This window comes from Acinetobacter sp. NEB149 (assembly GCF_012516415.1).
GTDB classification, from domain to species: Bacteria; Pseudomonadota; Gammaproteobacteria; order Pseudomonadales; family Moraxellaceae; genus Acinetobacter; species Acinetobacter lwoffii_V.
The window spans coordinates 94643-114106 of record NZ_CP051209.1; the positions used below are offsets into that span (position 1 = coordinate 94643).

Annotated in this window: 20 protein-coding genes and 5 pseudogenes; 5 read left to right on the plus strand and 20 right to left on the minus strand. The window is 39.1% G+C overall.

Annotated features, from left to right (window positions below):
• Nucleotides 1-51: 51 nt before the first annotated feature.
• The 6 genes and pseudogenes from HGD77_RS15975 to HGD77_RS15995 form a co-directional block, all read right to left on the minus strand.
• Complete coding sequence (locus HGD77_RS15975; protein ID WP_168731013.1) at nt 52-984, minus strand: IS5 family transposase; 933 nt, start codon at nt 982-984, stop codon at nt 52-54.
• A 260-nt stretch (nt 985-1244) separates the two neighbouring features.
• Nucleotides 1245-1859, minus strand: a complete 615-nt coding sequence (locus tag HGD77_RS15985) for a thiol:disulfide interchange protein DsbA/DsbL (protein WP_004281881.1) — start codon at nt 1857-1859, stop codon at nt 1245-1247.
• A gap of 177 nt (nt 1860-2036) precedes the next feature.
• Nucleotides 2037-2176: pseudogene (locus tag HGD77_RS17200) on the minus strand (cation transporter); the annotation flags it as partial.
• Nucleotides 2177-2263: 87 nt separating this feature from the next.
• Nucleotides 2264-2380 (minus strand): annotated as a pseudogene (locus tag HGD77_RS17285) (hypothetical protein); the annotation flags it as partial.
• A 698-nt stretch (nt 2381-3078) separates the two neighbouring features.
• Nucleotides 3079-3783 carry an IS6-like element IS1006 family transposase gene (locus HGD77_RS15990; RefSeq protein ID WP_005028599.1) on the minus strand — a complete coding sequence of 235 codons (705 nt, stop codon included), beginning with the start codon at nt 3781-3783 and terminating at the stop codon, nt 3079-3081.
• 63 nt (nt 3784-3846) lie between these two features.
• Nucleotides 3847-5127, minus strand: coding sequence for a cation transporter (locus HGD77_RS15995; protein WP_005093338.1), 1281 nt, complete (start codon nt 5125-5127; stop codon nt 3847-3849).
• Nucleotides 5128-5216: 89 nt separating this feature from the next.
• Here HGD77_RS15995 and cadR point away from each other — a divergent pair, with 89 nt between their 5' ends.
• Together cadR and HGD77_RS16005 are read left to right on the plus strand one after the other, a co-directional pair.
• Entirely contained in the window at nt 5217-5609 is a 393-nt protein-coding gene (cadR, locus tag HGD77_RS16000) for a Cd(II)/Pb(II)-responsive transcriptional regulator (RefSeq protein WP_000550240.1), read from the plus strand.
• A gap of 93 nt (nt 5610-5702) precedes the next feature.
• Nucleotides 5703-5864, plus strand: a pseudogene (locus HGD77_RS16005) (IS6 family transposase); the annotation flags it as partial.
• Nucleotides 5865-5932: 68 nt separating this feature from the next.
• Here the strand turns inward: HGD77_RS16005 and HGD77_RS16010 are convergent.
• From HGD77_RS16010 to HGD77_RS16020, 3 genes and pseudogenes are all read right to left on the minus strand, one after another.
• Entirely contained in the window at nt 5933-6814 is an 882-nt protein-coding gene (locus HGD77_RS16010; RefSeq protein WP_004282326.1) for an IS982-like element ISAba9 family transposase, read from the minus strand.
• A gap of 54 nt (nt 6815-6868) precedes the next feature.
• Nucleotides 6869-7189 (minus strand): helix-turn-helix domain-containing protein, encoded by a 321-nt coding sequence (locus HGD77_RS16015; protein ID WP_168731014.1) that lies wholly within the window; start codon nt 7187-7189, stop codon nt 6869-6871.
• A pseudogene (locus HGD77_RS16020) lies at nt 7182-7538 on the minus strand (type II toxin-antitoxin system RelE/ParE family toxin). Before HGD77_RS16020 ends, HGD77_RS16015 begins: the two are co-directional and overlap by 8 nt.
• 605 nt (nt 7539-8143) lie before the next feature.
• Between HGD77_RS16020 and HGD77_RS16025 the strand changes: the two are divergent.
• Both HGD77_RS16025 and HGD77_RS16030 read left to right on the plus strand, forming a co-directional pair.
• The gene (locus tag HGD77_RS16025; protein ID WP_004786455.1) at nt 8144-8572 is read left to right on the plus strand and encodes an organic hydroperoxide resistance protein; all 429 of its coding nucleotides are present in this window, start codon (nt 8144-8146) and stop codon (nt 8570-8572) included.
• A gap of 6 nt (nt 8573-8578) precedes the next feature.
• Nucleotides 8579-9010, plus strand: a complete 432-nt coding sequence (locus tag HGD77_RS16030) for a MarR family winged helix-turn-helix transcriptional regulator (protein WP_000042163.1) — start codon at nt 8579-8581, stop codon at nt 9008-9010.
• Between the two features lie 131 nt (nt 9011-9141).
• On the opposite strand, the gene HGD77_RS16035 is transcribed toward HGD77_RS16030, so the two are convergent.
• The 11 genes from HGD77_RS16035 to HGD77_RS16085 form a co-directional block, all read right to left on the minus strand.
• The gene (locus HGD77_RS16035; protein ID WP_004693281.1) at nt 9142-9906 is read right to left on the minus strand and encodes an IS5 family transposase; all 765 of its coding nucleotides are present in this window, start codon (nt 9904-9906) and stop codon (nt 9142-9144) included.
• 80 nt (nt 9907-9986) lie between these two features.
• Complete coding sequence (ureC, locus tag HGD77_RS16040) at nt 9987-11687, minus strand: urease subunit alpha (RefSeq protein ID WP_026056539.1); 1701 nt, start codon at nt 11685-11687, stop codon at nt 9987-9989.
• Nucleotides 11688-11729: 42 nt separating this feature from the next.
• Nucleotides 11730-12038, minus strand: coding sequence for an urease subunit beta (locus HGD77_RS16045; protein WP_005100595.1), 309 nt, complete (start codon nt 12036-12038; stop codon nt 11730-11732).
• Nucleotides 12039-12057: 19 nt separating this feature from the next.
• Entirely contained in the window at nt 12058-12360 is a 303-nt protein-coding gene (gene ureA, locus HGD77_RS16050) for an urease subunit gamma (protein ID WP_000422459.1), read from the minus strand.
• A 100-nt stretch (nt 12361-12460) separates the two neighbouring features.
• Nucleotides 12461-13339, minus strand: a complete 879-nt coding sequence (locus tag HGD77_RS16055) for an urease accessory protein UreD (protein ID WP_005100596.1) — start codon at nt 13337-13339, stop codon at nt 12461-12463.
• Nucleotides 13340-13410: 71 nt separating this feature from the next.
• Entirely contained in the window at nt 13411-13977 is a 567-nt protein-coding gene (locus tag HGD77_RS16060; protein WP_005100597.1) for a HupE/UreJ family protein, read from the minus strand.
• 14 nt (nt 13978-13991) lie between these two features.
• Nucleotides 13992-14606, minus strand: coding sequence for an urease accessory protein UreG (ureG, locus tag HGD77_RS16065; RefSeq protein ID WP_005100598.1), 615 nt, complete (start codon nt 14604-14606; stop codon nt 13992-13994).
• Between the two features lie 17 nt (nt 14607-14623).
• Nucleotides 14624-15289, minus strand: coding sequence for an urease accessory protein UreF (locus HGD77_RS16070; protein WP_005100599.1), 666 nt, complete (start codon nt 15287-15289; stop codon nt 14624-14626).
• A complete protein-coding gene (gene ureE / locus HGD77_RS16075; protein WP_005100601.1) occupies nt 15276-15758 on the minus strand; it encodes an urease accessory protein UreE in 483 nt (160 codons plus the stop codon). The genes HGD77_RS16070 and ureE overlap by 14 nt, the downstream gene beginning before the upstream one ends.
• A gap of 406 nt (nt 15759-16164) precedes the next feature.
• Nucleotides 16165-17772, minus strand: a complete 1608-nt coding sequence (locus HGD77_RS16080; RefSeq protein ID WP_005100602.1) for a purine-cytosine permease family protein — start codon at nt 17770-17772, stop codon at nt 16165-16167.
• 115 nt (nt 17773-17887) lie between these two features.
• Complete coding sequence (locus HGD77_RS16085) at nt 17888-18280, minus strand: GNAT family N-acetyltransferase (protein ID WP_005100604.1); 393 nt, start codon at nt 18278-18280, stop codon at nt 17888-17890.
• 206 nt (nt 18281-18486) lie between these two features.
• Between HGD77_RS16085 and HGD77_RS16090 the strand changes: the two are divergent.
• Nucleotides 18487-19429: pseudogene (locus HGD77_RS16090) on the plus strand (IS5 family transposase).
• The last annotated feature ends 35 nt before the right edge of the window (nt 19430-19464 follow it).

The following is a 19464-nucleotide window of genomic DNA, read 5'->3' on the forward strand; positions in this document are numbered from 1 at the left end:
GCTTTGTTGCACAAAGATTTGAAATGCAAAGCGCCCCTAATTGAGCCAAATTTAAGGCGTAACTTGGGTAAGTGGTCGACCTAATTCCGTAAATCTGTTGAGGACTGCCACACGTGCATGGATCTCATTGACTTGGCTATCAAAACTCCTTGCACTGAGTTTATCTCCTAATAATTTGATGCAATGCATCTTAGTTTCAACCAAACTTCGCCGATGATAGCCTGACCATTTTTTCCATAGTGTCCTGCCTAAACGTTTAATTGCTCGAAGTAATTCATTTCGCTCTAGCGAGCTACTCTTTGTATCTTTCCATGGTTTCGCATTTTTTCTAGGTGGAATCACCGCATGTGCTTGCCGATCTGCAATGACCTGACGGCATTGCTTGGTGTCATAAGCTCCATCGGTATAAACAGAGTCAATCTGCTCATCTTGTGGAATCTGATTAAGTAAATCACCAAGCACCTGTGAATCACTGACATTATTGGTTGTGAGCTGAATAGCGCGTATTTGTAGGGTTTTGGCATCTATACCAATATGTAGTTTACGCCATTGGCGACGATATTCAGCTCCATGTTTCTTGCGTTTCCATTCGCCCTCACCTAGAAACCTCATGCCTGTAGAGTCTACGAGTAGATGCAGCCCATCGCTACTTTTTTGGTAGCTGATTGCAATATCAATATGCTGTTGTCGTCTACAAATTGTAGTGTAGTCTGGCGCTATCCAATTTAATCCGCAAAGTTTAATCAGACTTTGCACAAAGCCAGTGACCATACGTAAAGACAGACGGAATAAGGATTTAATCATTAAGCAGCATTGGATGGCTGCGTCGGAGTAGGTTTGATTTCGCCCTTGTTTGCCTTTTGATGGCGCATACCATTGCGTAGCAGGATCAAACCAAATGGCAATATTTCCGCGACTCATGAGTGCTCGGTTATATGCGGGCCAATTGGTTGTGCGGTAGATTTTGTGTGTAGGCTTCTTCATTTGAAAATTATATCGCTGAAAAAGCCTTTACAGATAGGTTTGTGCAACAAAGCCATCCACGATTCATATTCAATCCCATGACTTTAAAGCGCAAAGCGTGTTGCAGATGCAGCTCTTATTCCGAGGAATTTTACACTGGTATCGCCCGCCGATAGAAACACCAGATCCGGCAGTCAGGACGTAAATAACCATTCCTCCAGTTTAAATAAAAAAACCTGCAGATTCGATGCAGGTTTTTTTTAGAGATAATCAATCGCGTCTTATTTGGCTTTACGCTCTTTTTCAATCAGGTAATTTACCACCTGAATTACTTTGGCATCATTGCCCTGCACAATATATTTACCATTCACGGTCACCGCTGGTACACCGCTTAACTGATATTGAGCAGTCAAATTTTTTGCCTGAGCAATTTTTGACGAAATCGGGAATGATTTATAAGTCGTGTTAAATTTCTCTTCAGAAATACCATAACGGGTATAGAACTTGGCCAATTGTGCCTGTTCTAAAATTGGACGCTGCTTGTCATGAATATCATGGAATAACTGTAAATGTGCTTTTTGACGCACACCCAGGGCTTCTGAAACATAATAAGCACGTGCAGCCTGTTCCCAAAGCGGGTTCATTGCAGCAGGTGTACGTACAAAACGGATATCTTTGGGTAATTTTTTCAACCAGTCCTGCATATGCGGTTCCAACGTGAAACAGTGACCACAGCCATACCAGAAGAATTCACGTACCTCAATTTTGCCCGGTTTTTCGACTTTGACTGGTTTTGCGACCACCTGATAGTCCTGACCTGCCACAAAATTGGCCATAGCATTGCCTGAAAAGGCCAAAACAGATGCGGCAACAGCTCCTAAAAGGAATTTTTTCATTGGGATTATCGTCCTCTAAATCATTATGCTTAGTGTATGGGTTCACTATAAATCAATTATGCCGGTTCCGTTTTCATGCTGCGAACTTTTGTGCTATCAGAACCGCTACATTAAAGTATGCGACTGATTTTAAGTCAGTTAATATGGCCATTCGACCGCTATGTGTTTTTAGATAATCACAAAAGTTAAACTTTGAGTAATAAAAACGGTTATAATTTCTACGATTAAAACGTAGTGGTCAAACCTACAGTAAATATTAGCTTCTTACTATTCTCTTCAGTAACAGCCGCGTGGCTCTGAGAATGATCTTCTGACATACAATAGTTTCCTTATTCTATTTACGATTAGCTGAGAGACTTGAGTAAGCCTCAATATTTCTGCTAAAAATTGCTTACTATAATTGGTCAAGAAGCTTTCTTTTCATTTATCCACCGGGACAATATTGGTAATAAAACCAACATAAGAAGGGTTGATGAGATAATTCCTCCAATAACCACATTTGCTAGTGGGCACTTTACTTCTTTCTCCAATTCCAATGCCTCCCTAACTAATTAGAGAGTTTTAAGCATTATTACATGAATCTTTCCAGTACTATTGTTGCAAATATACTAAGTTGCATATTTATTCCTGCCTATGTATAGGAGCATATGTAACCCTAAAGTTTAAAATAGTCTTTTCGGATTATTTAAAAATTTGAAAATGGTAAAGAATAAATTAAAAACAATAAATATATTTATCATTCGATTTAAAAAAATTAATTAATCTTAGTTACACCATACTAAAAATAACTAATTTTTAGTTTTCCTAGTTATATGTGCTTCATTATAATTTTGAATTAATTCTCTTCACACCCTTTGCTTTTTTCATTGTTAATTATTTCTAAATTTTTCTCTAAGAAACGAAGTCCCCCATCAGCAAAACTACTGGTTGAAAAAACTATAGTAAAAATAACTAAAACAATCTTCATATATATATTATTGAATCTAATCATATCTTGGACCAAAAAATAATTTCTTCATATACTAATTCCTAGATATATACACCTAAATGACAACCAAATTACAAATTTGTAATTTTGTTAAGGTTTGTCCTAAAAAAAATAAATTAATACTATTTTAACAAAGATAAGTCGTTGCTGAAAAATTTGAATTGTAAGGGATTTAATTAGGCACTGTTGCAAATAGAGATTTGAGTCGATGATGTTCCCTTTAAAAAGTACTTAGAGACCGAAAACCCTGTTGATTAGACACACTTCACCCTGAGGCTGACCATAATAAAATGACGATGCTTGTCCTTTACGTAGTGCACGCATGACTTCAATACCTTTAATTGTGGCATAAGCCGTCTTCATAGATTTGAATCCTAATGTGGCCCTGATGATCCGCTTTAGCTTGCCATGATCACATTCAATCACGTTATTTTTATACTTAATCTGCCTGTGCTCAAGGTCTGGTGGACATTTACCTTCCCGTTTTAACCGTGATAAAGCACGTACATATGTGGGTGCTTTATCCGTGTTGATCACTTGTGGAATTTGCCACTTCTTCACATTATTTAAAATTTTTCCAAGAAAACAATATGCTGATTTGGTATTACGTCTAGAAGAAAGATAAAAATCAATGGTATCGCCACGTTGATCGACTGCACGATACAGATAAGACCATCGTCCATTCACTTTTACATAGGTTTCATCAATATGCCACGAGCTCAGATCTGTAGGATTACGCCAATACCAGCGTAAACGTTTTTCTATTTCAGGAGCATAACGTTGAACCCAACGGTAAATAGTCGTGTGATCAACATTCACACCCCGTTCGGCCAGCATTTCCTGCAGTTCACGATAGCTAATGCCATATTTACAATACCAGCGCACAGCCCAAAGAATGATTTCGCCCTGAAAATGCCGACCATGGAAAGGATTCATATGCTGCACCTTTAGCTAAAACAGTCTTCAACTTACCATTCGTGGTTATTTGCAACAGTGCCCTTACTTCAAAGCCAAAATTTTTCGGGCACCATTAAGTACGAATAAAGAAACCAGTATGCCAATGATTAAGTCTGGATAAGCTGATCCCGTCCACGCCACGAGTACACCGGCAAATATAACGCCCATATTTACGACAACGTCATTCGCCGAGAAAATCCAACTGGCTTTCATATGTGCGCCATCTTCTCGATGACCAGAAATAAGATATAAGCATGTCACGTTAGCTATAAGTGCGAGCAGGCCAATAACAATCATGAGCGTTGATTCTGGCTCGCTTCCAAACATGAATCGTCTAATGACATCAACAATCACGATAACAGCAAGTAATAACTGAATCCAACCTGCGAAATGGGCTGCTTTTATTTGATATTTCGCAGCTTTTCCGACGGCATATAGCGCAATACCATAAACGGCTGCATCGGCAAACATATCTAGAGAATCAGCAATCAATCCTGTAGACGCAGCAATAATACCGCTGATGAATTCTATAAAGAAAAGTAGAGCATTAATACCTAATAACAGTTTAAGTACTTTAGCTTGTCTCACAGGATCAGGTTCATTAGGTATATCGCCTGAAGAAAGCTGTATTTCATCAAGTTTCGCCCCAAAACCCAGTCCTTCGAGTTTAGCCGTAATTTGCTGAATCCCTTCATTATGGAAGACTTTCAGTTTTCGATTGGGAAGATCAAAAGTAAGACCTTTAACTGCTTCAATATCTGCAAGAGCCATACGGACCATTTGCTCTTCAGCAGAGCAATCCATTTTAGGAATGGTGTAGGTACTTGTTTGCTTAGCCTGTTGATTGCTTATATAAGTTTCAGTCTTCACAAGCTTTGCACCAAAACCCAAAGCTTCAAGTTTGGTGGTTATATTTTCATCTTTTTGATTATGTAGAACCTTTAAAGAACGGTTAGGTAAATCAAAGATGAGTTTTTGAACACCATCAATTGAAGATAGCGCCATACGAACCATCTGTTCTTCCGCAGAACAATCCATTTTGGGAACTAAGTATTCACTCATGTAGTGCGAATCTTTTAAAACGTCTTCAGTGCTTAAATTTTCTTTGGGATCAGAACCACAACAGGATTGAGCGGTATCTTCACAACTGTTTGAAGTGTTACAGCAAGGAGATGAAGATTTTTTTTCTTCCTCTTCACCACAACAGCTAAGCGTATTATCACAATTCTTTGAATTGTTTGCTTCTGCAATTGATGGATGATTTTCTTGTTGAGATTTCTTATCTTCGCATGGTGTTTCTTTACTACATCCACAACCACTCATAATTATACCCATTAAAAAAATTATAAACTTTGAATATTAGAATCCCTATAGTTACTATAGAGTCAAGAATCTTTGGAAATACTAACTCAATGCATTTAAAAATTGGTGAACTCTCTAAAAAAACCTCATGTTCAGTATTAACAATTAGGTTTTATGAAAAGGAAGGTTTAATTCCGGAACCGGAAAGAACGGAAGGAAATTACCGCCTTTACGATGTAGGCTATGTTGAGCGAATTAAATTTATTTTGAATTGCCGAACTTTAAATATGAGTTTGAATGAAATTCGTCAATTACTTACCTATAAAGACAAACCTGAGAAAAATTGTTCAGATGTGAATGAATTAATTGACTTACATGTCAGTGCTATCAGAGAAAATATAATCAAGCAACAAAAGCTTATTGAACAACTATCTGATTTAAGAGGTACTTGTGATGGTTTATGTACAATTGACCAATGTGGAGTTTTAAAAAATCTAGCTTGATTATCTAGACCTATGCTTTTTTCAAAAAATCGGCACTGTTGCAAATAACCACGAATGGTAAGCTGAAGACTGTTTTAGCTAAAGGTGCAGCATATGAATCCTTTCCATGGTCGGCATTTTCAGGGCGAAATCATTCTTTGGGCTGTGCGCTGGTATTGTAAATATGGCATTAGCTATCGTGAACTGCAGGAAATGCTGGCCGAACGGGGTGTGAATGTTGATCACACGACTATTTACCGTTGGGTTCAACGTTATACGAATCTAAAAATGGGAGCCTATAGCTCCCATTTTTATTGTTAAACGTTGAATCCTATACGCCAATCTCAACTTAAAATAAGATTTTCGAATTGAATTGGTGAATGACCAAGCTTTTTATTTAGCACCACACAAATTGTATGCGACAGAATTTTACGAGTTATGCGGTGGGTTAAATGCCATAGATCTTTTGCCCTCACTTTCTGAATGTGAAAGCGATCTGTTAATTGACCAATCACTGTTTCAATCTTTCTTCTGGCTTTCATCAGTATTTGCAGTGTCTCTTTAGGTCTGAAATCTATCATGTTTTTTCTAAAGGGTGTTTGTAAATCAATACCCTGATATTCATAATATCGTTTCAATTCTGGTCTTAAATAGCCCTTATCTGCTCCCAGTAAACCGTAAATATCATTCGTAATTTCAGGTGCAACATCTCGCTCATCACAATGAGCAGGTGCAAAGGTATAACCCGAAATCATGCCTGAAAGATTAATGACGATATGAGCTTTGAAACCATAATATTTTTCTTGTTTTGCAGCACAATAACTAAAACCTGCGTATTCTTTAAAGTTTTTATGCTTTCTAGCTCTGGTATAACTACAGACAGGGAGTGGGAAGCCATCAATAAAGTGAATGTTATCTGAACCATAACGCTGAATGAGCTGTGCCATAATGGATTGACTGACATGCCACAGGTTTGCACAATGTTTACAGAAATTGGGATAAGATCCTAATTTTGGAAACCATTCTAACCAATTGTTTTTGAAATACATCCAAATATTTTTGTCTGTATCTAAACCAAGAAATTCACCTACTATTTGCATAGTGATGATTTCTGCATCAGTAACAGCAGGCGGAAAACCACGAGTTCTCAGGGGCTGAGTAACAACAATGGGATAAAGTTCTTCTATGATTACATAGACAAAAATGATAAATTCTTCAATGGACATAACTTTGCTTTAATTTCTTGGTGGAAACTAAAATAGGGTTATGTCCTTTTTATTTCAATCACTTAAAAAGTTGAGATTGGGGTATCCTATATGTTTTCCTGTTGGAAGCTCTACATCAATACGGAGCTTCCCACCCATTGCCTCAACATACTTTTTCATGGTTGAAATCTTAAGATCATTGCCACGATTTTCTATTGCTGAAAGCGATGGCTGTTTTATTCCCAAAGTTTCAGCAAGCTCTTTTTGAGAAATTTCGAGTTCTTCACGAATAAGATGAAGCTGATTTTCTAGCAGTAATTCATCAGCCATTTTTTGAATACGGGCTTGGCTCTCTGGAGAGCGGCTAGCTAACAATTCTTGCAGAGTCTTAGCCATTAGATTTATCTCCTAGGGTAGTGAGATGAAGTTGGTATTGTTCATCTGCAATATCCAGCATGTCTTTATAAAAACGCTTTTTACCGCCTTTATCAGCAATACATAGAACAATAGCCTGTCGTAAGGGATCAAATGCGAAGAAAGCTCTTAAGGGTCTACCGCGATGTTGAACACGCAGTTCTTTCATATTGGTAAATTTAGACTCATACACAGTATCTACTAAAGGACGGCCTAAACTCGGTCCCTACTGCTGTAGAACAACCAGGGCAGCTAGGACCTTCTCTTGTGTAGGTTCATCTTGCTGTTCAAGCCACTGATTAAATAGATCTGTCGTAATGACTGTCCACATACCACAACCAAAATATAGATTATAGTCTATATTTTAGGGGCATTATGTTTGTTTTGCAAATGAGAAAGGATAGGCAATAAAAAAGCCCGACATCCTGTCGGGCTTTTCCATATTTGGCGCTTAGATCTGACTCCTGTCTGATCTCACGTTCCTTGTTGTTCATCTTATTCTTTTTATCTGGAGCATCCTGCTCTCTATGTCTTCATGATAGGAAATTTCCAGTATTGCGGATAGCAGCAAAGGGCCGAGATTGGTATGAGCCAGGGCTTACAAAATAGCCTAAATTTTATCCACAAAAAATGTGGATAATTTTGGACATTGAGGCATTGATAAAATTTGAAAAACCTCAAAACTGACTATTTTTTAGTCAAATTTATTGGCAAGAAGTATCAAAACCGCTCATAAAAAAGCCGACTTGTTTCAAAATCGGATTTTTGGGCATTCTTGGATTTTTCTATTTTTATTAAGTGTTTGATATTTATATTAATATACAAGTGTATTTCGTATAACGCCCATTATGTTAAATGGAATATAAAAAACAGTTGACATAAATACATTGTGTGCAATTATATTGCACACAATGTATTTATTTAAAGGTAATCAAAATGAGTAATCTTTATTCTACCCAGGTTAAAGCAATCGGTGGACGTTCAGGAAATATTCGTAGTGAAGATGGTATCTTAGAACTAAAATTGGCTTTGCCAAAAGAATTAGGTGGTAAAGGTGATGCAACGAATCCTGAACAATTATTTGCAGCTGGCTATGCTGCATGCTTTGGAAATGCAGTGATCCATGTAACTCGTAGCAATAAAGAATATAAAATCCGTGATAACGATGTAGAGGTCCTGAGTACTGTTGGAATGGTTGCTAATGGCAATGGTGGATTTGCCTTGACAGTACACTTAGATGTCACGCTTTCAGGTATTTCACAAGCTGATGCAGAGAAAATCGTGGAACAAACGCATCAAGTATGTCCTTATTCCAATGCTATTCGAGGTAATATACAGGTGTCTACCACTGTCTATACCAAATAAAAAGCTATGTCCAAGAATCAGCTTTGCTTAGATGAGCAACTATGTTTTCCTATTTATGCTGCATCTAATTTAATCGTAAAAGCTTATCGCCCTTTTCTTACACCTCTCGGACTCACTTATCCTCAATATTTAGTGATGTTGGTTTTGTGGGAAAAAGAATGTGTAAGTGTGGGTGATCTTGGACAAATTTTACATCTTGATAGTGGAACATTAACCCCACTATTAAAAAGAATGGAGACATCTGGTCTAATTAATCGATCACGTGATCCTAATGATGAAAGACGAGTTCTTATTTCATTAAAAGATAAAGGGCGAGACTTATCTGCTGAAGCAGAAAAGATTCCTAAAGAGCTTACCAAGAACATTGAGTTTGATAACTTAAATCAATTACGAGATGAATTAAAAGTATTAGTTAATCTATTATCAGAAAGAATTTGAGACCTCTTAATATCTGATAATGGAAGCCTGTTTACTTTCAAGAATCAATTAGTTTTTCTAAAATAAACATAATACACCTTATACGAAGTCAAAAAAATATATCTATATGATAATTAGGGTCTGTTGACATTTCAAGTATAGAATTTACCCGATAAAGGTAGCCAAATAAATATACAAGCTAATGCAACTGCCCCCTCATAGCTACACTTTAGCTTATCATATCGTGTTGCTATTCCTCTGAACTGCTTTAACCTACAAAATGCATTCTCAACTAAGTGTCTGATTTTATATAAATACCAATCCATATGATCATTATTTGACTGAGTATTTGATTTTCTTGGAATATTCGCTTTAGTTTTTTTCACAGATATTTGTTCTCTTAATGATTCAGAGTCATATCCTTTGTCTGCACAACATACTTCCGTTTCACTCAAATCAAGTTTTTCAATCATTTTGGGAGCAATCTTGACATCATGTATCGTTCCATCGGAGATAATAATTTCGATTGGATTACCATCCGCATCAACAGCTAAGTGTATTTTAGAACTATTTCCACCAATGCTTTTAGAAATATCCTGATCTTTTATTCCAGCAGAATGTTGGTGTGCCCGAACATGACTAGCATCAATAAAAACCCATTCCATATCAGCATTTGAAGAAATTAATTTAAATATTTTCATTAACTTATCATTTTTACACCAACGATTATATTTTTTAAAGATTGAGTTATACGAACCAAATTCTTTAGGCAAATCACGCCATGGGCAGCCTGTTCTTATTCTATAAAGTATTGCTTCGACAAAATTTCTCAAATTAGATTTGGAATAGATATCAAAATTTCGGAAAATAGAAAGTAACTTAGACCAGTGTTGATCATTCAGCATTGTACGAGGCATAGCGAGAAGTAAATTTGGTTTGGCGATTAAATTTTACTTTCTCGCTATTTTTTTGAACAGAAAATGTCAACAGGCCCTAATTAAAACAAGAAATAACGCTGTGCCATTGGCAATAATTCTGCTGGTTCACAGGTCAAATGTATGCCATCTGCCCGTACTTCGTAGATTTCCGAATCAACTTCCATCACTGGTGTATAGGTGTTGTGCTTCATATCGGCTTTTGAAATATTACGTGTGTTTTTACATGCAGAAATGATTTTCTTCAGACCTAATTTTTCCGCTACACCATTATTAATTCCTGCCTGAGACAAGAAGGTAATACAGGTGTTATGCACACCGCGGGCATTTGCGCCAAACATGGGACGGTAGTGCACAGGCTGCGGCGTTGGAATGGACGCATTAATATCCCCCATTGGTGCTGCTGCAATCATACCGCCTTTAATAATCATGGCAGGTTTAACACCAAAAAATGCAGGTTTCCACAGCACCAAGTCTGCCAGCTTACCTTCTTCGACCGAGCCGACTTCATGACTCAAACCGTGGGTAATGGCTGGATTAATTGTATATTTCGCAATATAACGTTTAACCCGCTGATTATCGGTATGTGGCGTATCACCTTCTAGCGGTCCACGCTGCACTTTCATTTTATGTGCGGTTTGCCATGTACGAATAATCACTTCGCCCACACGCCCCATTGCCTGTGAATCAGACGACATCATGGAAATTGCGCCCAAATCTTGCAAAATATCTTCCGCGGCAATGGTTTCACGACGAATTCGACTTTCGGCAAATGCAACATCTTCTGAAATCGCAGGATCTAAATGATGACATACCATCAGCATGTCCAAATGCTCATCAATGGTATTAACCGTATATGGGCGCGTCGGATTGGTTGAAGATGGCAACACGTTGGCCTGACCAATAGCTTTTAAAATATCAGGCGCATGACCACCACCTGCACCTTCAGTATGATAGGTGTGAATGGTACGCTGTTTAAATGCCGCCAACGTTTCTTCTAAAAAGCCGCTCTCGTTTAAAGTATCAGTATGAATTGCGACTTGCACATCATATTCATCCGCGACAGTCAAACAGTTATCAATGGCAGCAGGGGTTGAACCCCAATCTTCATGCAGTTTTAAACCCACCACACCTGCTTCAATCTGCTCGCGGACAGGATCGGGCAAACTCAAATTTCCTTTGCCCAATAGCCCAATATTCATAGGTAAATCATCGATGGCTTGCAACATGGTCGCAATATGCCATGGTCCCGGTGTCACTGTGGTTGCGGATGTCCCTGCTGCTGGACCTGTTCCGCCACCAATCATAGTGGTTGTACCTGACATGAGTGCAGTTTCTACCTGTTGCGGGCAAATCCAGTGAATATGCGTGTCAATGCCGCCTGCAGTTAGAATTTGACCTTCCCCCGCAATCACTTCCGTGGCCGCTCCCAACGGAATGGTGATATTGGGTTGTATGTCAGGATTTCCCGCCTTACCAATTTTCCAGATACGACCATTCTTTAAACCGACATCGGCTTTCACAATGCCCCACCAATCGACAATAAGTGCATTGGTAATGACGGTATCGGCAACATCATCTGCCAACAATTGGGATTGCCCCATGCCGTCTCGAATGACTTTACCACCACCGAATTTAACTTCTTCACCATAAGTGGTCAGGTCTTGTTCGACTTCAATAAACAGTTCCGTATCCGCCAAACGAACACGATCCCCTACGGTTGGTCCGAACATTTCCGCATATGCACGACGTGACATTTTCATCATAGATTACTCTAAATTCTTAAAAGATTTTGATGGCCCGACTTAGTCAAGTTTCCCCATCACTCGACCCGCAAAACCATACACTTCACGCTTTCCTGCTAGTGCCACCAATTCGACATCTCGGCTCTGACCCGGCTCAAACCGTACTGCGGTGCCCGCAGCAATATTCAAACGGTAGCCTTTGGCACGCTCGCGCTCAAATTGCAAAGCATCATTGGCTTCATAAAAGTGAAAATGCGAACCAATTTGAATTGGTCGATCCCCAGCGTTCGCAACCGTTATTTTTAGGGTTTCACGTCCAACATTTAACTCAATATCGCGATCTGACGTAATTACTTCACCTGGAATCATCTTTATTCCTTATAGTTCTTTACATAATCGGTTGATGTACAGTCACCAGTTTTGAACCATCTGGAAAGGTTGCTTCAACTTGGACTTCAACAATCATTTCTGCGATGCCATCCATCACATCATTGCGGCTCAGTAAAGTCGTGCCGTAGTGCATCAGCTCGCTTACGCTCATGCCATCGCGTGCACCTTCAAGCAAGGCAGCAGAAATATACGCAATCGCTTCAGGATAATTCAGCTTTAAACCACGTGCTTTACGGCGCTCTGCAACCAAACCCGCGGTAAAAATTAAAAGTTTGTCTTTTTCTGTTGGATTTAATTCCATATCTTTTACCTATTTAAACGTGGAGATGCTTCGCTCATGAGCTATACATGACCAAAAATCGTTGTGTCATTTGGTCTTGAAATTACAGGCTAAAATGAATTTAAGTTCTCCAAATACGTGGGAATTCTTCATCCAGATCGTACCAATAGCGTCTTAATTTCGCTCTGATGGCAGCAAAAGCATCGTGACATTGCCGAACATCATTCCCCAAATAGCGCGCACAAATCACATCATCCAAAACCGTTAAGGTGACAGGTACATCCATACGCATCATCAGTTCACGGATTAAATCCAAATACTGTTCTAAATCTAGACTGGCACGATATTGCATGGGGGGCACGGCCCAGAAACTCCCCATCACAGATTGACCATGCATGCCTAGGCATGAACTTAACCAGCGGTCATTGCCCTTAAAACTTAAAGTATCTGCCACCAACAAAGTTTGATTACGGAACAATTTGAACTGGTTGCTATAGGCACCATCACTAAATTGCTCTTCACGTGCTTGGCGACCAATGACCAACATGTCCCAACCAATAAAACTGGCTGCATGATCCAAATGAATGATGGTTTCTGAATGCGCATTCGCACCATTAAACAGCATGGTTTCTTGCGGCAGCCATTCAAAAATAGCATCAGCATTCAAACAAATATTGATATGCTGATAGGCCTTTTTACCATTGGTTTTGTACCATTTACCTGCGCCCGGGGTGGTCACTAAGGCATGAGCCTGCGCATCGACAGACATATCAAAAGTCAGGTGATCCCCACCCGCAATGCCCGCAGGTGGATGCACAATAATGGCATGGCAAACCCCTGTTTTTTCAGGCCAAAGCATTTTTTGTACCCGAACAGGACCATAATGTTTGCGGTGATGTAACACCGTGCATTCAGGCTCTTTTTGAGCCTGAAAACCGAGTTCCAACTTGGCAAACCATAATTGAGCATCATGCGTTCGACTGACGGTTAAATCCTGCATGCTTCCTCTGCGTGATCAATACCAATAATTTGCTGTGCTGAAATTTGTTCATCAAAACGACCTAAAAATCATTAAGCCAAACCAATCAATGCAACAACTGCGGCAATTCCACCGACAATTTTCTTACCATGTGGCACATATTTTTGTACCAATGCACCTAAACCCAAGCCACCTGCGTAGATACAAGACATAGCAACAACCATGCCGAAGACTAAACCGATCACATGACCTGAATGACTCAATTCGGCACCATGCGCCATACCATGAAAACTTGCTAAAACCATAGTCGCAACTGCAAACAGTCGATTGGCTTTGGTCCATAGGGCAATGGCAAGAACAGATAAGGAGAAAACAATGCCGTATTCAGCAATATTTGCGGAAACGATATGCAACTGCCCAAGGCTAAAACCCGCAATCATGGCCACAACTAAACCCAACAATCCGCCTACTTTCCAACGATTAGCCGCTGACCACAGCAGCACACCAAAAGCGATTGCCATTGTGAGGTGATCAATTCCAGTAAATGGATGAATAAAGCCCGTCAAGAAACTATTCTGTTGTTCATGTCCGGGATGTGCCATTGCCCACATTGGAAAAGCTGCGGCGAAAGTGGCTAAAGTTCTTTTTAAATAAGTCATGGTGTTTCCCCGAATTAAGCTTTGAATAGACCTTGTTTTTCAATGAACGAAATAATAATTTCCAAACCTTCTTTGGTTTTCATATTGCTAAACAAGAACGGCTTATCGCCACGCATACGTTTAGCATCTTGGTCCATCACACTTAGGTTTGCGCCGACCATTGGTGCCAAGTCGGTTTTATTGATAATCAACAAATCGGATTTGGTAATGCCTGGACCACCTTTACGTGGAATCTTTTCTCCCCCCGCCACATCAATCACATACAGGGTTAAATCTGAAAGCTCAGGACTAAATGTCGCTGCCAAATTATCTCCACCACTTTCAATAATAATCAGCTCAAGCCCATCAAACTTTTCACATAAATCATCAATTGCCGCGAGGTTAATAGACGCATCTTCACGAATGGCAGTATGCGGACAACCACCTGTTTCCACCCCAACAATACGCTCTGGAGACATGGCTTCATTGCGGGTTAAAAAGTTTGAATCTTCTTTGGTATAAATGTCATTGGTGACGACAGCCATATTATATTTTTCACGCAAGGCCTGACATAAATTCAAGGTCAGCGCTGTTTTACCCGACCCGACTGGTCCACCAATTCCTACACGTAATGGGCTACGTTGTGACATGTTTTTTCCTCTTAAAATTATGATCTGAATAGTCTTGAATATTGGGTCTCGTGGTGCATACTGAGCATGGCATATTGCGGTAAAGCACTACTGATTTCTGTGTCTGGCAATGCCAGCGCACGCGTAATTGCTGCGGGAATAAGCGCATGTAAATGCCACAAAATACGCTGACCACTCATCTGTCCAAGCGGTACGGTTTTAACTGCCGCCAAGACCTGATTTTCTAAAAGGGTAAAGGTATAAGCCGTGAGTACTTCTGTTTGATTTAGCCCCAAGGTGCCACACAGGTTTCCATACACTGGAACAAAGCCCAGCTGTTTTTTCACTTTAACGGGTTGCTTTAATACGTCTCTAATCCATGCATTTAAAGAAAATGCCAACTGTTTCGATTCTGCCAGTAGCTCTTTACTCTCACGGCTGGCGCGGTAAAAGTTTGCCCAGTAAGTAAAATTTACTTCGTCATCACTGTATTGCATTAAACGTTTCAGCACTGGCAACTCAAAACGAACCAAGAGCATTTCCAGCACTTCTTCAAAATAAGCAATGCTGGAGGCTTCATCATGAATCAGCCCTCGATCAATGGCACTTTCCACACCTTGCGAATAGCAATATGCCCCTATCGGTAACGCAGTTGATGACAAGGTCAACAAGCTGAGTAGTTGTGACGGATTAGTGATGGACATGATGTAAAGTCTTGATTGGGCTTAAGCGATGATCATGTTGATGTTGTGCATAAGCACCGCTTTCTGGTTCAAAAGGATGATCTACCTCTGCAACGTTTAATCCCAAACCCACTACCATTTCAGCCAGTACATGATCTGGTTCGAAATATAATGCTGTTGGCGTCAACATTAAGGGAACGTGACGATTGCCGAGATGATATGCAGCTTTTAATAAATCAAATTCTTGCTGTGCCGAAACTTTCATCAGTTTTTCTGGTTTCGCTTCAACTTTAAGAATATTTCCGCTTTCCGTCGAAATATATGATCCACTGCGTAAAATGCCTGTGCGTGGCAAATCTGCACCAATATCTACCCCATTTTTTAAAGTTGCACGAAAACGGCTCTTTTGGCGCGTATCGAAAGTCAGCTCAATGACATCAAAGTCACAATTTTCTGTAACTGCTTCTAATCGTTGAGTATAAATTTCCATTTTTTCTCCATGCTTGACTTTGTTTTAGGACTGCTTTTGATTCAAATTGATTCAAAATATAAATCGCTTTCACAAAATGCACCACCCCAACGTTCAAAGCAATTATTGCGCCAATTTTTCTACATACACCACATTTAAGCGTATATATTGCTCAGAAACTCCAAATGAAAACTTCAAGAAAATATGATTTCTCATTTAAATGATGTCAGGACATTTAAGAAAAAAATAGCAGCTGTCGGGTTATTTGAGATGGATGTTGTATCCACTCTTTGGATTAGAATAGATTTTCCCGCACTTTTTCTAGAGTTTTCCCCAATAAATATTAAAAAACCCTGATGCAAAATCATCAGGGTTATTGATTTGATCGAAATTCAGCTTATTAAAAAGCAGATATCTGAAAAATCATTTATTTTTCCAAAGTCTTACATAGAGAACAAATAACACCTTTGTGCTTATGTGAATACATAATATCAGGTCTTTCATAATCTTCATCACATGACACACAATGATAAACTGTTGCTATAGGTAGCCCAGTAGCATCATAACGTGGTTCTTTTACCCCATCATCTGTAGCTTTAATATAATATTTTCCTTTCGTAATTAAACCCATGATTGGGGTCAAAACAAAGCCCAAAATCAGAGCAATTAAAGGTGAATATGGCATTAGAAATTCACCCAACATGCCAAAAAAGGTTGCAATGGAGACTCCTGCAGCGACAAGAAATGACACCATACCTACTGGGTTTATATTATAAAGCATATCACGGCGATATTCTGGTTCTTTTGGAGAGAGCTTCAGTAAGTATTTATTCACTGTGATATCAGTCGCTACAACCACAACCCATGCAATGGCAAAATTAGAATAAAAACCTAAAATCTTACCAAGCACTGCGAACATATTACCTTCCATCAACGCAAGAGCAATTGCAAGGTTAACCAATACAAATACAATACGACCTGGATAATGCTTGCTGATACGTGTATAAGCACTGGTCCATGCCAATGAACCCGAATATGCATTTGTTACATTAATCTTGATTTGTGAAATAACAACCAAAATTACCGCTAAAGTAAGTGCAAACCAACCTGGAAGCATATCATGGAAAGCTGCGTTAAACTGTTGTACAGGTTCCGTGCTATCCACCCCAGGAATTTTAGTCAGCAAATAAAAACCAAGGAAAGCACCAATAATTTGTTTGATTGCGCCTAGAATTACCCAACCTGGACCCGCTGAAATAACAGCTATCCACCACGATTTGCTATTTTCTTTAGTTTTTGCAGGCATAAAACGTAGGTAATCAATTTGTTCACCAATTTGCATAATTAAAGATAAACAAATTCCAGCACCCAACATAATTGCAGCCACATCTATTGCTGCAAAACCACCATTTCCAGCATAAGCAGCGAATTGACTTACAAGCTCAGGTTCTTGATAAATCAAATAAGCAACAGGGCCAATCATTAAGATCAACCAGATAGGTGTGGTCCAAACTTGTAAAGTACTTAAGGCTTTCATCCCATAAATGACCAATGGAATAACCATAATAGTAGAAATGAGATAGCCCATCCATAAAGGAATTCCGAGCCCAAGCAATAAGCCTTGAGCCATGATAGAACCTTCGAGAGCGAAGAAAATAAAAGTAAAACTTGCAAAAATAATACTCGTCAGTACCGATCCAAAATATCCAAAACCAGCACCACGCGTAATCAGATCTAAATCGATATTATAGCGAGCTGCATAATAAGCTAATGGAAGACCTGTTAAAAAGATAATAAGTGCAGCAAATAAAATAGAAAAAATGGCATTCGTTGTCCCATATGTCATACCAATGCTAGCACCAATCGAAAAGTCTGCCAGATATGCAATACCTCCTAATGCCGTAATTGCGACGACTTTAGGACTCCAACGACGGAAACTATATGGAGCATAACGTAAAGTATAGTCTTCAAGTGTTTCGTTTGCAGCAGAAGATGGCTTTTCAATAAAAGTATCTTGCATAGGTTGATTTTGCATACCAAAAAATATCTCTGAGTTTCATACTTCTCACAAAAAAGCAAAATTAATGCCAACTTTTAATTTTTCTATCAAATTTTTAGGATTTAGCCCAACATGCTACAATCATATTGTTTTATAAGCATAATCTTTTCAACATATATATCGTGTCGTACATACCTAGCTGATCACGACTGACTGTACTAAAACTTTGCAACCGCCAAAACTTTTCTGCCGCAGGTAAAAATGGATCCGTATGCAAATATAAATGCTGAATATTTTGTTGCTGTGCATATGCAAATAACAACTGGCAAAGCTCTGTCGCGATTCCCTGTCTACGATACTCAGGCAATACAAAAATCAATTGCTTGGTTTCCTGTTTATACTCTTCCACAGGAACTAACCAAATTCTCTTTAACGCTTGTAGCTCTTCCGATGTTTCATGATCCATTTCACAAAGGCCTTTAACTGCTTCTTTTTCTAAAATCATGCGCAAATCAAACAGCTCATTATAAAACTTAAAATCCAAGGGTTTGACTTCCCACCCCCTACGGAAATGTACATTAACGTAGTCTTCTTATTCTAAGCGATACAAGGCCTGACGAATGGGGGTACGGTTAATTTCCTATTTTTCTGAAATATCTGATTCAGTAAAACGTTGTGCAGGTTTAAGCTGAAAACGGCTTTGTTGCACAAACCTACCGATAAGGTCTTATTCCGCAGTATAATTCCTAGATGAATAAACCTACACCCAAAATCTTTCGTACAACTAATTGGTCCACATATAAGCGCGCCTTAATTAATCGAGGCAATATTTCCATTTGGTTTGATCCTTTGACTCAATGGTATGCTCATCCATAAGCAAAACATGGACGAAATCAAACTTACTCCGATACGGCTATTCAATGCTGCTTAATGATCAAATCTTTATTTAAATTGTCTTTGCGTATGGTCACAGGCTTTGTCCAAAGTCTGATTAAGCATTGTGGCTGAGCAGCCCCGAATATCAGTGATATTCGTACTTCACACTGTGCAGAAGACAAAGGCATATCGATGTTGCAATTGGCTATCAAAAAAGTAGTGGAGGTCTCCGTCTACTCGTAGACTCTACTGGCCTAAAGTTTTTAGGTGAAGGTGAATGGAAGCGTAAGAAACATGGACCTGAATATCGCCGCAAATGGCGTAAGCTTCATAATAGTATCGATGCTAAAACCCTTCAAATACGTGCTGTACAACTCACCGCAAATAATGTCAGTGATTCACAGGTACTGGAAGACTTACTTGCTCAAATCCCTTTAGATGAACAAATCGATTCTGTCTATACAGAGATGGTGCTTATGACACAAAACGATGCCGTCAGGTCATTGCAGATCGGCAAGCGTATGCAGTGATTCCACCTAGAAAAAATGCAAAGCCCTGGAAAGATATAAAAGCTCATTCACGAGAGCGAAATGAACTCCTTCGAACGGTTAAATGTTTGGGCAGGACAATCTGGAAAAAATGGTCAGGCTATCATCGGCAAAGTCTGCTTGAAACCAAGATGCATTGCATTAAATTATTAGGCGATAAACTCTGCTCAATGAATGCTGATAGTCAAGTGAATGAGATTCATGCACGCGTAGCTGTCTTAAATAAATTCACAGAATTAGGTCGCCCTCATACCCAAGTTGTCACTTAAATATGATTAGGGTGTGTTGACACTTTTAGCTTAAA

What these genes read in the sequence shown, in the direction of transcription:
- HGD77_RS15975 (WP_168731013.1), bottom strand. Translation starts at nt 984, where the DNA reads ATGAAGAAGCCTACACACAAAATCTACCGCACAACCAATTGGCCCGCA.
- HGD77_RS15985 (WP_004281881.1), bottom strand. Translation starts at nt 1,859, where the DNA reads ATGAAAAAATTCCTTTTAGGAGCTGTTGCCGCATCTGTTTTGGCCTTT.
- HGD77_RS15990 (WP_005028599.1), bottom strand. Translation starts at nt 3,783, where the DNA reads ATGAATCCTTTCCATGGTCGGCATTTTCAGGGCGAAATCATTCTTTGG.
- HGD77_RS15995 (WP_005093338.1), bottom strand. Translation starts at nt 5,127, where the DNA reads ATGAGTGGTTGTGGATGTAGTAAAGAAACACCATGCGAAGATAAGAAA.
- cadR (WP_000550240.1), top strand. Translation starts at nt 5,217, where the DNA reads ATGCATTTAAAAATTGGTGAACTCTCTAAAAAAACCTCATGTTCAGTA.
- HGD77_RS16010 (WP_004282326.1), bottom strand. Translation starts at nt 6,814, where the DNA reads ATGTCCATTGAAGAATTTATCATTTTTGTCTATGTAATCATAGAAGAA.
- HGD77_RS16015 (WP_168731014.1), bottom strand. Translation starts at nt 7,189, where the DNA reads ATGGCTAAGACTCTGCAAGAATTGTTAGCTAGCCGCTCTCCAGAGAGC.
- HGD77_RS16025 (WP_004786455.1), top strand. Translation starts at nt 8,144, where the DNA reads ATGAGTAATCTTTATTCTACCCAGGTTAAAGCAATCGGTGGACGTTCA.
- HGD77_RS16030 (WP_000042163.1), top strand. Translation starts at nt 8,579, where the DNA reads ATGTCCAAGAATCAGCTTTGCTTAGATGAGCAACTATGTTTTCCTATT.
- HGD77_RS16035 (WP_004693281.1), bottom strand. Translation starts at nt 9,906, where the DNA reads ATGCCTCGTACAATGCTGAATGATCAACACTGGTCTAAGTTACTTTCT.
- ureC (WP_026056539.1), bottom strand. Translation starts at nt 11,687, where the DNA reads ATGAAAATGTCACGTCGTGCATATGCGGAAATGTTCGGACCAACCGTA.
- HGD77_RS16045 (WP_005100595.1), bottom strand. Translation starts at nt 12,038, where the DNA reads ATGATTCCAGGTGAAGTAATTACGTCAGATCGCGATATTGAGTTAAAT.
- ureA (WP_000422459.1), bottom strand. Translation starts at nt 12,360, where the DNA reads ATGGAATTAAATCCAACAGAAAAAGACAAACTTTTAATTTTTACCGCG.
- HGD77_RS16055 (WP_005100596.1), bottom strand. Translation starts at nt 13,339, where the DNA reads ATGCAGGATTTAACCGTCAGTCGAACGCATGATGCTCAATTATGGTTT.
- HGD77_RS16060 (WP_005100597.1), bottom strand. Translation starts at nt 13,977, where the DNA reads ATGACTTATTTAAAAAGAACTTTAGCCACTTTCGCCGCAGCTTTTCCA.
- ureG (WP_005100598.1), bottom strand. Translation starts at nt 14,606, where the DNA reads ATGTCACAACGTAGCCCATTACGTGTAGGAATTGGTGGACCAGTCGGG.
- HGD77_RS16070 (WP_005100599.1), bottom strand. Translation starts at nt 15,289, where the DNA reads ATGTCCATCACTAATCCGTCACAACTACTCAGCTTGTTGACCTTGTCA.
- ureE (WP_005100601.1), bottom strand. Translation starts at nt 15,758, where the DNA reads ATGGAAATTTATACTCAACGATTAGAAGCAGTTACAGAAAATTGTGAC.
- HGD77_RS16080 (WP_005100602.1), bottom strand. Translation starts at nt 17,772, where the DNA reads ATGCAAAATCAACCTATGCAAGATACTTTTATTGAAAAGCCATCTTCT.